At 35.2% G+C, this 16,582-nt stretch carries 10 protein-coding genes; 5 read left to right on the top strand and 5 right to left on the bottom strand.

The genetic code is table 11. From position 1 onward, the window contains the following. Window positions 1–34 precede the first annotated feature (34 nt). The 5 genes from MTP08_RS05460 to MTP08_RS05440 form a co-directional block, all read right to left on the bottom strand. Window positions 35–1,618, bottom strand: a complete 1,584-nt coding sequence (locus tag MTP08_RS05460; RefSeq protein ID WP_243577394.1) for a calcineurin-like phosphoesterase C-terminal domain-containing protein — start codon at window positions 1,616–1,618, stop codon at window positions 35–37. Between the two features lie 30 nt (window positions 1,619–1,648). Next, window positions 1,649–3,103, bottom strand: a complete 1,455-nt coding sequence (locus tag MTP08_RS05455; protein ID WP_243577392.1) for a SusD/RagB family nutrient-binding outer membrane lipoprotein — start codon at window positions 3,101–3,103, stop codon at window positions 1,649–1,651. 9 nt (window positions 3,104–3,112) lie between these two features. Further along, entirely contained in the window at window positions 3,113–6,085 is a 2,973-nt protein-coding gene (locus MTP08_RS05450; RefSeq protein WP_243577391.1) for a SusC/RagA family TonB-linked outer membrane protein, read from the bottom strand. A gap of 277 nt (window positions 6,086–6,362) precedes the next feature. Beyond that, window positions 6,363–7,106, bottom strand: a complete 744-nt coding sequence (locus MTP08_RS05445) for a glycerophosphodiester phosphodiesterase family protein (protein WP_243577390.1) — start codon at window positions 7,104–7,106, stop codon at window positions 6,363–6,365. Window positions 7,107–7,239: 133 nt separating this feature from the next. Beyond that, the gene (locus MTP08_RS05440; RefSeq protein WP_243577389.1) at window positions 7,240–10,344 is read right to left on the bottom strand and encodes a TonB-dependent receptor; all 3,105 of its coding nucleotides are present in this window, start codon (window positions 10,342–10,344) and stop codon (window positions 7,240–7,242) included. Window positions 10,345–10,581: 237 nt separating this feature from the next. Here MTP08_RS05440 and ligA point away from each other — a divergent pair, with 237 nt between their 5' ends. From ligA to MTP08_RS05415, 5 genes are all read left to right on the top strand, one after another. Further along, window positions 10,582–12,585: an NAD-dependent DNA ligase LigA gene (ligA, locus tag MTP08_RS05435; RefSeq protein WP_243577388.1), complete on the top strand. Its 2,004-nt coding sequence runs from the start codon at window positions 10,582–10,584 to the stop codon at window positions 12,583–12,585. Window positions 12,586–12,653: 68 nt separating this feature from the next. Continuing rightward, on the top strand, window positions 12,654–13,070 hold the full coding sequence (locus MTP08_RS05430; protein WP_243577387.1) for a Fur family transcriptional regulator: 417 nt from the start codon (window positions 12,654–12,656) through the stop codon (window positions 13,068–13,070). Between the two features lie 55 nt (window positions 13,071–13,125). After that, window positions 13,126–15,090, top strand: coding sequence for a heavy metal translocating P-type ATPase (locus MTP08_RS05425; protein ID WP_243577386.1), 1,965 nt, complete (start codon window positions 13,126–13,128; stop codon window positions 15,088–15,090). Window positions 15,091–15,130: 40 nt separating this feature from the next. After that, on the top strand, window positions 15,131–15,775 hold the full coding sequence (locus MTP08_RS05420; protein ID WP_243577384.1) for an MgtC/SapB family protein: 645 nt from the start codon (window positions 15,131–15,133) through the stop codon (window positions 15,773–15,775). Window positions 15,776–15,819: 44 nt separating this feature from the next. Further along, window positions 15,820–16,401 carry a Crp/Fnr family transcriptional regulator gene (locus MTP08_RS05415; RefSeq protein WP_243577383.1) on the top strand — a complete coding sequence of 194 codons (582 nt, stop codon included), beginning with the start codon at window positions 15,820–15,822 and terminating at the stop codon, window positions 16,399–16,401. Window positions 16,402–16,582: the final 181 nt, after the last annotated feature.

Genomic DNA, 16,582 nt, shown 5'->3' with positions numbered 1-16,582 from the left:
ACCGGCTTCATTGAAAGTATAGTAAATTAAATTTTTAAGGAATAATTACAGCATTCTGAACATCGAATTCTGCTGATGAAGTAGACTCATTTCCGTACATATCTACAGCTTTTACCTCAACAGTATGTTTGCCTAAAGAAAGTTTTTTAGGGAAATCTGCAGTCCAGATATGTTTTGAATTTTCCGGATTAGAAGGTCTTCTTCCCGCCAAAATTGTAGGAGTAGTATCCCATTTGAAAACCGACAATGCGAAATTGGAATCTACTGTTTCGTTATAATCCATTTCTTCCCATTTCCCACCGTCTATCCTGTATTCCAGCTTATCTTTTTTGCTTCCCATAAAGAAATTGGCAAGAATTTTTGCCGAAGTTTTGGATGGATGTGGAATTACCTTCGGAACGTATAACTGTATTTGGTAATCGTCAGGTTTTCCCGCTGTTTTGTATTTTATTTTGTACTGATTATCGTTAAAACTAATAAAAGAATATCCTTTCGCAGTACCATCTCTCATTGTAGAAGTCGGCAAACCAATTTCATCTGCTGTACCCGACCACCAGTCTCCACAAGTGGTTCCTACATTGTATTCGTGCAATTCTTTAGCACCACTCCAACCTGTTTTTTTTCCGTAAAAAAGCTGTTGCTGAATGTGGGTATGAGCCGAAAGAATAAGTGCATTCTGAAAAGGAGCAAGATAATTGAACAGTTTTTGGCGGTCTGTATTTCTAAAATTATCTTCATTGGTATGCTCCAACGGAATATGAAGAGAAACTACGACAAGCTTATTTTTGTCAACCAGTTTTAAATCATTTTCAATAAACTGAAGCTGATCTTCACGAAATCCTCCCCAATATCCTTTTCCGTCTCTCGGATCCGGGTACAATATATCATCAAGAATAATGAAATGCACATTCCCGTAGTTAAATGAATAATTAGCAGGACCAAAATTAGACTCAAAAGTTTCGTCGGATAAATCATCTTCTTTTGCATCGTAATTCATATCATGATTTCCCATTACATTGTACCAAGGCAAACCCATATCTTTCATAACATCTGCATAAGGTTTCTGAAGGCTTAAATCATCTCCTACCAAATCTCCAAGACTGATTCCGAAAACTGCTTTTTTCTTATTTGTTTTAGCTTCATTTACAATTGCTCTCCTGAAATAATCTAACTGCTTTTCTGTATAAGGCTGTGGATCTCCGAAAACCAAAATATCAAAATTTTTGCTTTCATTTTGTTTATTGAGTGCAAAATTTAGCTCTTTTGGCAATTCACCTGTTGGAGCGGTTCCTTTATATTTAAAGTCTGCAGGAGAACCTTTCGGTTTGTACTGATAATAATATTGAGGAAGATTATTTTGATTAACAGGCGTCATATATCCTGATGGTTTTACAACAAATATGGTCTGTCCTTCTGCCACCGGCAAACTGTATCTTCCGTTTTTATCGGTGAGTACCACCTGAGTTCCGTTAGAAACAGCTACTGCTTCAATACCTTTCTCTTTATTTTCTCTTTTTTGATTGTGATTGGCATCTTCGAACACATATCCCGAAACCGAAGTCTGAGAAAGTGCCATAGATGAAATCATCGTAAGTGCTAAAATATACTGGATTTTCATTACTATTTATGGTATTTAATTATACATGGATTATAATCCCCACCAAACCTTGGTATTAATGTTATCTCCACCAATAGACTGAGCTGCGGCATTGTAATTGGTAGTATTCAAAATACGGGATTGTGTAGGATACATTAATCTCTGTGGCAATTTACCGTCATTCAGAAGACCTCCGTTATTAGGTAAAACCGGGAATCCTGTTCTTTTTTTCTCAAACCACTGCTGCTGATCCACAAAAAACAGAGCCACATACTTTTGAAGCATAATTCTCTCCAATGTTCCGTCATACGCTACGTTTGGATTAGCGAAATAGTTTGAAGGCACTACACTGTTCCATTGTTCAATAGCTGATTTCACTCCATTTTCGTAATATGTCTGTGCATTTCCGGAGATAATACCTTTCAAGGAAAGTTCAGCAAGAATAAACTGAAGCTCAGCATAAGGAAGAATAAGCAATTTCATAGGAGCTTTTGCAAGATTCTGATTTACATTGGACGGCTGATAATTAAAAACCGTTCCCTGAGCATACCCTGCAGGTACACCTTTATAACCAATATTAGCATTGGTTGCCAAATCTTTTGCCTGAGTAAAAAACATAGATAATCTAGGATCGTTGTTGGCTTTTAATGTTTCCATAAAAAATTCTCCCACCGCTCTTGAAGTAGTAAAATCCTGAGGTCTTGCAATTGGCGGCAACAAAGGAGCTGTACCAGATAAGTCGATTCCTGCAGTATCGTCTTTACTCGTCATAATAGGATAAGTTGTAGGATTGTTTACAATCTCATTAATACGAGTGTAAACATCTACCTCTCCGTTCTTTTTTAAAATTCTGGTAAGCAATCTTAACGATAAAGTGTTACAGAATTTTTTCCATTTTAAAACATTGGAAGAACTTCCGTTAGCATTGTAGATAAGATCTGCATCAGAAAAGCTTTTATTCACATCAAAAAGTGAATTGGCTGCTTTCAGATCATTCAGTAATTTAACATAAATATCTTTCTGCTTATCGAATTTTGGCTGTGTAATTCCTTCATCTACTCTTGAAGCTTCACTGAAAGGTACATCTCCAAATGTATCTGTAAGATTAGAATAAATCCAGGCATTCATTACCAATGCTACTGCCTGATAATTGGCATTATTTTGTGCTAATGCAGCGTTGTACATTTCACGAGTCTGCTTTAGCCATTTGTAAGAATTATTCCAGAAACCGTTTCCCGTATTTTCTGTAATAAAATATCTGCTGAGCGTGTTTCCTTCATTTGGAAAATCTACTACATTCTGCATGATATCAAAATTAAAATCATTAGATCTAAGATATCCTACAGAAGCCATGTTGTATTGCAAAGGAGGCAAAAGACTTCCCGCTGTCGGATTCAGAATTTTACTGGTATCGGTATTAATTTCATCAAAATTTCTATTGTCGCAAGCAGAAAGTACCAATGCAAGAGAACAAAGACTGGCTATTTTTATTAAAGTATTTTTCATAACTGGTGATTAAAATTTAGCATTAAGTTGAATTCCCACTGTACGGGCTGTTGGCAACTGCCCAACTTCTACCCCTGCAGTGATATTGTTGTCTTCTAAAGTAGCCACTTCAGGATCGAATAATGGAAATTTAGTCCATACCCAAAGGTTTCTACCAAAAAGACCAACACTTAATTCGGACATTTTTAAATTCTTCACCATCTGGCTTGGGAACTGGAACATAATATTCGCTTCTCTAAGTTTGATAAATGAAGTATTGAAAGAGTTCGTTTCTACGTTTGCACGTCTGTAATAATCTGCATAATAGGTATTGAGTGCAACCGGTTTTGTATTCGGAGAGTAACTTCCGTCTGCATTCTGAACCACTCCATCACCAATGATTGTTCCTGAAGGATTATCTCTTCCCATTAAAGTATTGGTAAGCTTTCCTTGCTCCGACATCTTGTGATGAGATTGAGAATAGGCAAATCCGCCCAACTGACCATCGAAGGATAAACTTAATGATATATTTTTATAACGGAACATATTCTGAATTCCTGCTCTCCATTTTGGATATACATTCCCAATTTTTTCTACTTGTGAAGGTTTTTCGGTAAGACCATCGGAACCATATACTACCTGATCGTCTGGAGAACGCTTCAATTTGAAACCATACATATCTCCTAAAGAACCTCCTACAACAGCATTGAAAAATACTACCCCACCGATACTTCCCATTGTGTACGGTTCGCCACGGAACTCTTCGGCAAGACTAAGAATTTTATTTCTGTTCATAGACCAGTTGGCATTGATATTCCATGAAAAATCTTTTGTTCTCACCGGGTTCAATCCTAAAGTCATTTCTATACCTCGGTTTCTTACTTCCCCAGAATTGATCCATCTTGAAGAATAACCAGTTTCTATCATGGTAGGAACCCTTACGATCTGGTCTTTGGAGTTACTTTGGTATAATGTAATTCCATAAGTAATTCGGTTTTTCAGCAAAGAAAAATCCATCCCGGCTTCTATGTTCGTACTCATTTCAGGTCTTAGATTAGGGTTCATATACGTAGAACTTACTTCTGCCGAACCCACAAAATCGCTGGAATTGAAATATTGTGTTAAATTATAAGGAGTAGTTCCTATACCTACTCGTGCCCAAGAGCCTCTCAATTTCCAAAGATTAAACTTTCCGGAAGTAAGCCCTAAAATATCTGAAAGCACTAATGAAGATGATACAGACGGATAAAAATAAGAACGGTTTTCTTTAGGAAGAGAACTACTCCAGTCGTTTCTTGCAGTAACATCCACAAACCAAAGATTGTCATAATTAAAATTTGCCAATCCATAAATACTGTTTGTAGCTTTATCATAAGGCTGTGGAAATTTGCTATTGAGAAACATGGCATTCGTAAGTTGGTATAATCCCGGAACACGTAATCCTATTGCACGATAATCGTTCTGAACATACTTATTGTTTCTTACATTAGCTCCGGCAGATGTGTTAAGATTAAATTTCCCAAAACTTTTATGCCATGTAAAAAGCACATCGGTATTATATTCTGTATTTTTAATGTATTGTTCTCTGTAATACCCCTGCTGATAATTGGCAGAACTCCAAGGTCTTTTAGTTGTTCTTTCTTCATCGGTAATTTCAATCCCCGAACGAAGCATGATATCAAAATTGGGAGTTACGTTATAAGTTGCAGTAATATTTCCTGTAATGAATTTTTTATTGATTCCATTCAGCATTTCATAAGCAATAAGAAACGGATTATCAATGTAAGAACTGAATGGATGTATCTGATCTATCTGATCTTTTCCGCTTTTCCAAATTGGTCTGTACCAATCTAAATCTACGTTAGGATTTTGAAAAATCATGAAATAGGAAATCGACTGGTTATTATACCCTGTTGCAGGTAAATTATCACTTTTTGTCTGGTTGTAAGCAAATTTAGAAACCAATCTTAGTTTACTTGTCAGTTTATGATCGATTGACAATGCATAATTGAAACGGTCGAAACCTGTATTAGGCATCATCCAATTATTTTTAACATACGATAATGATGTTCTGAAAGCAGTTTTATCATTAGAAGACTCAATACTAACTGTATTGGCGTAAGTAGTTCCCACTCCCCAAAAATCCTTAATATTATTTTTATAAGGTCTCCAAAGTTTTCTTTCTGCACTTTGCGTTTCGGTAGTAGGATCGTACTGAAAATAGCTCTGTCCATCGAATTTAGGTCCGAAAGCACTACTTGTTCCTCCTGTATTTACGCCATCCGGCGATGCGCCATAAGTATAGTAAAACTTTCCGTTTTTATCTTTGGTAAGAGTACCTTGTCCATATTCGTACTGATAATCGGGCCATCTTAAAACGGTATCAAAGCTTGTGTTGGAATTGAATGTTACTCTAATTCCACCTTTTTTGTTTTTACCCGATTTCGTGGTAATCATAATCGCTCCGGCAGAACCTCTTTCTCCATATAAAGCAGATGCGGTTGCACCTTTTAATATAGTTACAGATTCTATATCATCCGGGTTTATACTGTTAAAATTATTCCCGAAATCTACAGGAAGATCACCTCCAGAACCAGCTGCATAAGCCGAATTACCCGTTCCCGTATCTGTTCCACCCAAAGGAACTCCATCTAAAACAATTAATGCACGGTTATTGGCAGGATTCATGGATTGTGCTCCTCTTAAAGTAATATGTGCAGAACCGAGAGGCCCTGCTCCTGCAGTTAGAATTTTAAGTCCGGCAACTTTACCTTCCAAGGCTTGTGCCCAGTTATTATTCTGTGTTTTTACAAACTCTTCAGCACCAACTTTTTCTGCTACATATCCCAAAGACTTATCGTGCCTTTTAATACCTAAAGCGGTTACTACCACTTCATCAATTACCTTGACGGAATCTTTCTTCACTTTCTGTTGTGCTGTAAGATTGATGCTTACCAATCCTAAAACAGATAACAAAAGTATTTTTTGAGTCTCTTTACGCATTTCGTTTTTGTTTGTGCAAAAGTAAAAAGGCTTTATGACGACATTTTTAATATCATTTTAACATTTTTTAAAGAATTTTTAAACAAAATATTAATTTACTTTTAACAGATTCTTATAAAAGCTTCTCTATAAGGCATTTACAAGAATGAATGATAATTAATTTTGATTTTTCCTTTATTCATCGTACTTTAATGACCATTTAACATTAAAAAACATGAGACAAAAAAAATCTGCCTCTTCACAGAGACAGATTATGTATTTGAAAAAAAATTTAATTTTAATCTTTAAGTTTATCGGGAATATTGGTCGTTATAAAACCAATTTTTTCTGCTTTCAGTTCATTGGCAATTTCAATGTCATTTACCGTCCAGGCATTGGTAATTAGCCCTAAGCTGTTTGCTTCAGAAATCCATGTAGGATTTTTCTTGAAGATACTGTAATGATAGTCTATTCCGTCTAATCCTTCATCTTTAATCTGCTTTGGAGAAAGTTCTCCTCTCAGATACTGAACTTTAAATGAGGGTTCCAATTTTTTGATTTCCTTACAGATATTCAAGCTAAAAGAAATGAACTCGCATTGACTGCCCAATTTCATGTCTTTAATCATTTTGATGGTTTTCGCTGTAAGCTCGTCTTCTTTTTCTTTCGTTTTATCTGGCTTAATTTCGACAATCAGCTTCAATGCTTTATCTTTTTTCCCTTGTTTAAGATAATCTTTAAGCGTAGGAAAATTTTCGCCATTGGATAATTTTACTTTTTCAAGATCTTTAAAATTGGTTTCAGAGATTTCCATTTTTGCATGATGCTCGTCGTGGTTCACTACCAAAACTCCATCTTTTGTCATTCGGACATCAAATTCAGAACCATAGATCTTCAGCTTCTGAGAGTTTTCTAAAGATTTGAGAGAATTTTCTGTAGTTTCCGGCTGGGTTTGCCAATAGCCTCTGTGTGCAATAATCTGGGTTTGCGCATTCATTACAACGGTACTTAAAACTGCTAACCCTAAGATAATTTTTTTCATAATATAAATTAATATTAAACTAAAAAGTTTTCAACTTTCATATAAAGGTAATTAAAATGAAGCAAATGGTTAGTCTCAGAATAATTTTCTTTATAATCATATCCTCAAAACCAACCACTCACTTTTTAGATTTTTAGAACGAATATTTTGCTCCGATCTGTATCTGATAAGGATTTCCACTCAATGGCGCCAATCCACTCGTATTCAAACTGTATTTAAACTGTTGTGTAGCTTGGTCGAATCCCGTAATTCTGTACAAAGACATCGTGTTATAAGATTTATTAACTCCCCATTCTTTGTTCAATAGGTTTGCCACATTGAAGATATCTACTGAAAATTCGAATGCTCCGATTTTTTCAAATTTAATTTTCTTAGCTACACGAAGATCCCAAACACCGTAAAATCCGTTCTTTCCACCATTTCTTTCGGCAATTTTATTATTATAGTCTGTGATATAATTTTTAAGTGCATTTCCAACTTCAGGATTATCAATAAGTGTCTGAGTAAGATTCGGGAAGATATAAGCAAGATCGTTAGAATCTACAAAATCTCCATTTACGTTTCCTCCGGCTGTTACAGAGAAACGCGTTCCACCCATTCCTGCGTATCTAATTCCTAATGTAAATCCTGCAATAGTAGGTGAATTACCGTAAAGAACCAATTTATTTCTGAACTGATTATCAGAATACGTCATTCTCAGATTTCTAGGATCACCAGATACCATTGTAGAAAGGGTTGCAGAGTTGGCTACGTTCCCATTATAAGAAGTATTGTCTTTAATATCAGACCAAGTATAACTTGCCGTAATTTCTCCGTCTTTCCAGTAACGGTAACTTGTGTCTACTACAAATGAAAACTGATTTACTTTTCCGTCGCTCACTAATTCTAATACTCTTCCGAAGTTTTTATTGATTCTTCCGTTTTTCCAATCTAATGTTCCGTTAGAATTAATACTTGCGGCAGGAACATAAACTCCTCTTCCACCTTCGTTATTCAGAGTAAAATAAGGGTTAGCTACCATATTTCTGTCATAGTAGAAATAATTGTTTCTTCCTAATGCCATATATCCCGCAACACCTGCTCTGAAACGTTCGTTAAAGAAGTGTGTATATGAAATATTCGCTTTATAAACTACAGGAATTTTAGCATCTTTTCCTGTATAATTAATGGTAGGAACCTGATATTGAGATAATGTTGGAATGCTCCCATAGTTATTTCTATAATCTATGAAATTTGGAGTAAGACCAATTTGGGAAGGGTTTACATCCACTGTTGCTAAATGTCTTCCATCGAACACAAGATTATTAATAATCATGTAATTGTTGATATCGGATGAGAATATACCTGCTCCGAATTTCAAGAAATCTTTGTTCCCTTCGTTGATATTCCAGTCGAACTGGAATCTTGGCTGAATAATAAAAGATTTAATCTGATTATCTGTTCTTATTCCCATTTCATCATACAGTTTTTGGTTGAATCCCGCCTTCGGATAACCACCGTAATCCAATCTTAAACCCGCCATGAAGTCTAGTCCTTTTGCAACTTTGGTTTGTAGCTGCCCATATACTCCAAGATTGTAAATGTTAGATTTCACAGAAGGATCATCCATTAAAGGCACTTCTCTATAAAATCTGTATGCAATCTGATTGTTAAAATTGAAAAGATTATCTCCGGTTTGCCCAGGATTTTCTCTGAAATGGAATCTACCGTTTACTTCACTTCCGTATACAGATCTTGCCATAGTGTACATTAAATCTGCTCCAAAAGTATATTTAATTTTATCTGTATTGTAATATAAATTATCTACAATCTGAAATACATTATTCTTAAAACTTTCCTGAGCAAAACGGTGTCCTCCAATCTGAATATTTGTAGCTTTATCTTTACCGTCTATGCTGGAAACGATGTTCTCAACAATCGCTCTTGGTACAGGACGGCCAAGCTGATCGTTTTGGTAACTGTCTTGATAAGTGTAAAGATATTGCGCCTTCAATTCGTTGGTCATGTTAGGCTTAATATTCGATCTTAAAGTCAGCAATAAGCTGTTGTCCATGTTTTTATCATTCCCATAAGATTCGAAAGCATTAATTGCCGTATTATCGCCCAATCCGTTTTTATTCAAATCGTAAGTGAAATTATTTCTTAACGTCAATAAATTTTTCTCGTTAATCTGCCAGTCTAAACGTAAAAAAGCAGCATCAGAATTTCTTACTTTATCAAAACTTCCGAATTGCGGACTGTTCGCAACACCATATTTTGCTCTCGCAATATCCAGAAATTTATTTAGAGTACCTGTTGTGGTATTCAGTCTCAACTCATCATCATGAGATTTGATATCTGCAATCTGAAGCGGCCTGGAATCTAACTGATGATCCCACGCCGTGAAAAAATGAAGTTTGTTTTTAATAATAGGCCCGCCCAATGAGAAACCAAACTGAGAAGTAGAAAAATCATTATCTCTTTTATTTCCGCGAATATCATACTTGCTAGAAAGCCAGTTTGTTCTTAAATATTCCCATGCACTGCCAGAAAATTTATTGGTACCCGATTTGGTAACAGCACTAATAGTACCACCACCACTTCTTCCCAGAGTAACATCATACTGGTTGGTTGTTACTTTAAATTCTCTTACCGCTTCAATAGAAATCGAAAATGGAGCACCACTTCGGCTTGTAGTTGCACCGGCTGAAGTAGGGTTTTTCGCAGTCATTCCATCAATAGTAAAATTCGTAGAAGAACCCAACTGTCCGGAAATGCTTCCGTTTTTACCGCTTAAAGGAGAAAGTTCAGACAGATTGGCAAAATTTCTACCATTAACAGGCAAAATACCCATATTTTTGGTAGTAATTGCTGTTGCTGCGCCCAAATTTCCGATTTTATTTTTAAGATTTCCAGCTAAAACAACTTCTTCAATAGTTTTTTCGTTGCCCAAATCCATATCTACCGTTACCTGATCTCCAAAGTTAACGCTGTAACCTTCTCTTTTTTCATCATTTACCAATACAGTATAAGGTCCACCCAAAGGGATTTCTTTAAAAATATACTCACCTCTAGAATTGGTTTCTGTTTCTGTTTTAAAACCGGTAGATTCGTTAATGATGGTAACTTTTACTTTTTCTTGTGGTTTTTTACCGACACCGATTACTTTACCAACAATTGAAGCCTGAGTAGTTTGTGCATAAGCCAGTGTCCCGAAACTAAGACACAATAAACCCAATACAATTTTTACTTTTTTCATTTTTATAAATTAGATGCCGCAAAGGTATTGAGTCGCTATGAATCCTTTGTTTAAGGGAGTTTTAACATTTTTTAAATTAAATAGAAATATTATGTTAAATAATTTTTAACTCAGAATTTATAAGATAGATTGTCAGTTCTTTAAAACATGTTACGCATTATTAATTTTCGTAGAATATGTAATTGGCTTATTTTTTACGTCGGATTTAATTATTTTTGTTGAATTAAAGAAAAACCCATGTCTGAAAACATTCAACATACCATAGAGCAGTTAAGAAAAGAGCTTCATCAACACAATGAAAACTATTATCTTTTAGATGAGCCGAGCATTTCTGATATGGATTTCGATTTGCTTCTGAAAAAACTTCAGGATTTGGAAGCAAAATACCCCGAATTTCATGACGACAACTCTCCTACCATTCGTGTTGGCGGTGGTGTCACAAAAATTTTCCCAACTGTTCAGCATCAGTTCCGAATGTATTCTCTTGATAATTCTTACGATTTTAATGATCTTGAAGACTGGGAAAAAAGAATTATTAAAACCATTGATGAACCTGTAGAATTTGTTGCCGAATTGAAATATGACGGAGCTTCCATTTCCATATTATACGAAAACGGAAAACTTACAGAAGCCGTAACGCGTGGTGATGGTTTTCAGGGAGACGAAATTACCGCTAATGTTCGTACTATTTCGGATATTCCTTTGAAGCTTGTTGGAGATTTTCCGGAAAGATTCTTTATGCGTGGTGAAATATATTTAACACGAAAAAATTTCGCCAAAATAAACAAAACTCGTGAAGAAGAAGGGTTCGATCCTTTCATGAATCCCAGAAATACCGCCAGCGGAAGCTTGAAAATGCAGGACAGCGGAGAAGTGAGAAAACGCAGACTTTCTTCGGTTCTCTATCAGTTTGTTTCGGCTGAAGCTCCTGCAGAAACCCATTGGGATTTGTTGCATAAAGCTCAGGATTGGGGTTTTAAAATTTCAGATCAGGCAAAACTGTGCAGAAATCTGGATGAAATAAAAGAATTCATTAATTTTTGGGATACCGAAAGGCATCAACTCCCATTTGAAATTGATGGTATTGTTCTGAAAGTAAATTCTTTAAAACAACAAAGACAGCTCGGTTATACAGCAAAATCTCCGCGTTGGGCAATGGCTTATAAATTTAAAGCCGAAAAAGTAGAAACACAACTGCAAAGCGTTTCTTACCAAGTAGGAAGAACCGGTGCAATAACACCCGTTGCCAATCTAAAGCCTGTTTTATTAGCAGGAACAACGGTAAAACGTGCATCGCTACACAATGAAGACATCATTAAAAAACTCGATTTACACGAACAAGATTTTGTGTTTGTAGAAAAAGGCGGAGAAATTATCCCGAAGATTGTGGGTGTAAATACCGAAAAACGAAGTTCTGACAGCAAAGAAATAGAATACATTAAAAACTGCCCGGAATGTGGAACCGAACTGGTAAAAATTGAAGATCAGGCAATACATTTCTGTCCGAATGAACTTCACTGTCCTCCTCAAGTAGTTGGAAGAATGATTCATTACGTTTCAAGAAAAGCATTGAATATAGAAAACTTAGGAAGCGAAACCATAGAACAGCTTTACAGAGAAAAACTCATAGAAAATCCTGCAGATTTTTATACATTAAGCAAAGAACAGCTTCTTCCGCTAGAAAGAATGGCAGAAAAATCTGCACAAAATATTATTTCGGGAATAGAAAAATCTAAAGAAGTTGCTTTCGAAAAGGTTTTATACGGAATTGGTATTAAGCACGTTGGAGAAACCGTTGCCAAAAAATTGGTAAAAAATTTCTCTACTATTGATGAACTTAAAAAAGCGAGTGTAGAAGAGCTTTGTCAGGTTGAAGATATTGGTATAAAAATAGCAGAAAGTATCTCAGATTTTTTCAGTAATTCTGAAAATATTTTAATGCTGGAAAGACTTAAATCTTATGGTGTACAATTGGAAAAAGGAGAAAATACCAATGAAATTTTATCCAATGCTTTAGAAGGAAAAACTTTTCTTTTTACAGGTAAATTGGCACTTTTCACAAGAGAATCTGCTGAGGAAATGGTAGAAAAGCACGGCGGAAAAAACATTTCAGCAGTATCTAAAAATCTAAATTATCTGGTTGTAGGCGAAAAAGCGGGAAGCAAACTGAAAAAAGCTCAGGATATCGGGACCATTACCATTTTGGACGAACAACAGTTTTTGGATCTGATAGAAAAATAAATTGGATTCCGTTATTTAAAGGGATTTATGTAAAAGCATATCAATTTTAATTTGTAGAAGATTTTAACATGGAAGTTTCAGTCATTGAAAAAAAACTTGCCCAAAAAGACATTCCCATCACACCGATGCGCATGATTGTTTTAGATGCTTTAATGAAAAGCTCTCAGGCAATTTCTTTATCGGAATTTGAAGAACTTTTGCAACAGTCGGATCGCAGCACCATCTACAGAACTCTTAAAACTTTTGAAAAAAAAGGTCTCATACACAGTATTCAGGAAAACAATACTACACAATATCTAATGTGTCATGACGATTGTGACGAAAGCCAACATCACGATTACCATCTTCATTTTTACTGTACAGAATGCAAAAAAACAACCTGTCTGGAAGAAGTGCGTTTTGAAAACATTCACTTTCCCGAAGATTATTTAATTAAAGAACTGAAATTTGTAGCCAACGGAATCTGTAAAGATTGCCAAAAGTAGTTTGCAATAGTGTTGCATTGATTGTTGTTTTACATTTGTCGTAAATATATTTCAAATGTCAAAAGAATGCTGTTCTCATCCTAATACCGAACCTGCAAATCATCACGATCATGATCATTCTTATGGTCATACGCATGATTCTGCAGACCAGAGTATCTTTCAAATGTTTCTTCCTGCAGGAATTTCTTTCATTTTATTAATGACAGGAATTTTTCTGGATTATTATGTAAAACCTGAGTGGTTTTCCGGCTGGGTTCGTTTTATATTATACCTTGTCGCCTATATTCCTGTTGGAGTACCGGTGCTAAAAGAAGCTGTGGAAAGCATCCGTTTTGGTGATTTTTTCTCGGAGTTTTTTCTCATGTCTCTTGCAACTCTTGGTGCTTTCGGAATTGGAGAATTTCCGGAAGGTGTGGCTGTAATGCTGTTTTATTCCATTGGAGAAAATTTTCAGAGTTTGGCAGTTCAGAGGGCAAAGAAAAACATTAAAACCCTACTCGATCAGCGACCAGACGAAATTATTATTCTCAAAGAAAACAAAACTTTCAAAATAAAAGCAGAAGAAGCAGAAATTGGTGATATTATCCAACTAAAACCGGGCGAAAAGCTAGCGTTAGATGGTGAACTTATCTCCGAAAAAGCAAGTTTTAATACTTCTGCTCTCACTGGCGAAAGCACACCCGATACCAAGAAAAAAGGCGATGAGATTCTTGCAGGAATGATTAATCTGAATTCGGTTTCAGAAATTGTTATTCTGAGAAAATTCAAAGATTCAAAACTGTCCAGGATTTTAGAACTTGTTCAGAACGCCACAACTCAGAAAGCTCAGACAGAATTATTTATTCGGAAATTTGCCAAAATATATACCCCAATTGTCACTTTTTTAGCTTTGGGAATTGCCTTAATTCCTTATTTTATTGTTGAAAATTACGACTTTAAAGACTGGCTGTATCGTGCATTGGTATTTCTGGTTATTTCTTGTCCTTGTGCATTGGTAATTTCAATTCCTTTAGGATATTTTGGCGGAATTGGAGCGGGAAGCAAAAATGGTATTCTCTTCAAAGGCGGTAATTTCTTAGATATTTTGTCAACCGTTCAAAATGTTGTCATGGATAAAACCGGAACTTTAACCGAGGGCGTTTTTAAGGTAAAAGATATTAAAATAGAACCGGAATTTAATCAGTCTGAAATTCTTAAATACCTCAATTTTGTTGAAAGTAAATCTACACATCCCATTGCAATGGCAATTCATGAATTTGCAGGAGAAATAGACCATACTTTAAATATAGAAAATGTTGAAGAAGTTCCTGGATACGGCTTGAAAGCTGAAGTAAACGGTAATGTTTTTCTTGCAGGAAACTTTAAGTTGATGAAAAAATTCGGACTTGAATATCATGTTGACGAAACAAAATTTCACGAAACTGTTATAGCAATTGCCTATCAAAATAAATTTGCCGGTTATATAACCATCGCCGACAAAATTAAATCTGATGCACAGGAAGCTGTTTCTAAACTTAAAAATTTAGGAATAAAAATTACAATGTTGAGTGGTGATAAATCTTCAGTTGTGCAGGAAATTGCCAAAAACCTTAATATTGACAATGCTTTTGGAGATCTTCTTCCGGAAGACAAGGTTAATTCGGTAAAAAACATTAAATCTAAGAATGAAAGTGTGGCATTTGTAGGAGACGGTTTAAATGATGCCCCCGTAATCGCTCTTAGTGACGTGGGAATTGCGATGGGAGGATTAGGAAGCGATGCAACCATTGAAACTGCGGATGTCATCATTCAGGATGATAAACCTTCCAAAATTGCGACTGCCATTAAAATAGGAAAAGAAACCAAAAAGATTGTTTGGCAGAATATCATATTGGCATTCGGTGTAAAAGCCATTGTTCTAATTCTTGGAGCAGGCGGTATTGCCACAATGTGGGAAGCCGTTTTTGCAGATGTTGGGGTTGCTTTGCTTGCAATTTTAAATGCCGTGAGAATACAAAACATGAATTTCCATCAGAACTAAGAAAAATTATTGTATTTTTAAATTGAAAATAAGAATAATTATGGATTTTCTCGAGGATCACTCCATTCAAAACGAGCTTTTACTCATCTTTGTTTCTGTAATTTTAGGAGTTCTTATCGGAGCCGAACGCGAATACAGGAACAAATCGGCAGGTTTGCGTACTTTTATTCTTATCTGCTTTGGGTCTTGTCTGTTCACTATTTTATCGATTAAAATCGGAGTTAATAATCCTGACCGTATTGCGGCTAATATTATTACCGGAATCGGATTTTTGGGTGCCGGAGTTATTTTTAAAGGTGATAACAAAATAGACGGAATTACCACTGCTACTACCATTTGGGCAACATCTTCAATCGGAATGGCAGTGGGTTCGGGATATGTATATTTATCTTTTTTAGGAACTTTCTTAATTTTAATTATTCTCAGTTTTTTAACTTTTTTTGAAAAATTTATCGATCGCGAACATAAAATCCGGGAGTATAAAATAGCCGTAACCAATTATCACGATGTTGCTTACTGCGAAAATATATTCATAGAAAACAACTTGAAATTCCGAATATTAAAACAGCAATACACTCAGGGAAACCTTTCTACTTCTTGGATAGTTACCGGTAAAAATAGCAACCATGAAAAATTAATGAAAAATTTAATGGAAGATGATAAAATCATTGCATATCAGTTTTAACTTAAATTTACGGTAACTTTGTATTTTTAAAATTCGACTTTTTCATGCAAAAACTCGCTCACTTCTACCATTCTATAGAGGAACTTAGTCCAAAAGAGGCAAAATATCATCTCAGTAAATACGAAAAAGTTGTATATCCTAAAAAGACCATCATATTAAAAGAAGGTGAAGTAGAAAACTATCTTTACTTCATAGATAAAGGTATTATACGTTTCTTTTTAAACAAAATTCATCCTGCAGAACCTTCTAAAGAAATTACATTTTCTCTTCTTACAGAAAATATGTTTGTGAGCGCTTACGATTCTTTCATAACCCGTTCACCTTGTTCTTATAATGTAAAAACAGTTACTGATAGCGAGCTTTACAGAATTCATTTTGATGATCTGGAGGAATTATATACTACTACAAAAATCAGTAATTATCTGGGAAGAATTTCTGCAGAACAGCTGTATGTAAGGAAAATGCAAAGAGAAATATCATTATTAACGCACAGTGCCGAAGAGCGTTATATGAATTTACTTCGTTCTAATCCAAGGCTTATTCAAGAAGTTCCTTTGAAGCATATAGCCTCCTATATAGGAATAACGCCCCAAGCTTTAAGCCGTATCAGAAAGCAGCTTTTATGAACCTATGTTCATTTTTTATTTTCAAAATATTGTTTTCCTTTGCAGCTATAAAGGAAACACAAGTGATGAAAATTTGTTTATAACCTTTAAAACACTTCCCTCAACATCTTTTTGTTAATCGTTACAAGATTTTGTTAAAAACGTAAGAAGTCTCTACTGATATTTTTAAAATTCAGAAAAG

It is taken from the genome of Chryseobacterium oryzae, assembly GCF_022811665.1.
Lineage (GTDB): Bacteria > Bacteroidota > Bacteroidia > Flavobacteriales > Weeksellaceae > Chryseobacterium > Chryseobacterium oryzae.
This window is presented reverse-complemented; position numbering and strand designations above follow the sequence as displayed.

What these genes read in the sequence shown, in the direction of transcription:
- MTP08_RS05460 (WP_243577394.1), bottom strand. Translation starts at nt 1,618, where the DNA reads ATGAAAATCCAGTATATTTTAGCACTTACGATGATTTCATCTATGGCA.
- MTP08_RS05455 (WP_243577392.1), bottom strand. Translation starts at nt 3,103, where the DNA reads ATGAAAAATACTTTAATAAAAATAGCCAGTCTTTGTTCTCTTGCATTG.
- MTP08_RS05450 (WP_243577391.1), bottom strand. Translation starts at nt 6,085, where the DNA reads ATGCGTAAAGAGACTCAAAAAATACTTTTGTTATCTGTTTTAGGATTG.
- MTP08_RS05445 (WP_243577390.1), bottom strand. Translation starts at nt 7,106, where the DNA reads ATGAAAAAAATTATCTTAGGGTTAGCAGTTTTAAGTACCGTTGTAATG.
- MTP08_RS05440 (WP_243577389.1), bottom strand. Translation starts at nt 10,344, where the DNA reads ATGAAAAAAGTAAAAATTGTATTGGGTTTATTGTGTCTTAGTTTCGGG.
- ligA (WP_243577388.1), top strand. Translation starts at nt 10,582, where the DNA reads ATGTCTGAAAACATTCAACATACCATAGAGCAGTTAAGAAAAGAGCTT.
- MTP08_RS05430 (WP_243577387.1), top strand. Translation starts at nt 12,654, where the DNA reads ATGGAAGTTTCAGTCATTGAAAAAAAACTTGCCCAAAAAGACATTCCC.
- MTP08_RS05425 (WP_243577386.1), top strand. Translation starts at nt 13,126, where the DNA reads ATGTCAAAAGAATGCTGTTCTCATCCTAATACCGAACCTGCAAATCAT.
- MTP08_RS05420 (WP_243577384.1), top strand. Translation starts at nt 15,131, where the DNA reads ATGGATTTTCTCGAGGATCACTCCATTCAAAACGAGCTTTTACTCATC.
- MTP08_RS05415 (WP_243577383.1), top strand. Translation starts at nt 15,820, where the DNA reads ATGCAAAAACTCGCTCACTTCTACCATTCTATAGAGGAACTTAGTCCA.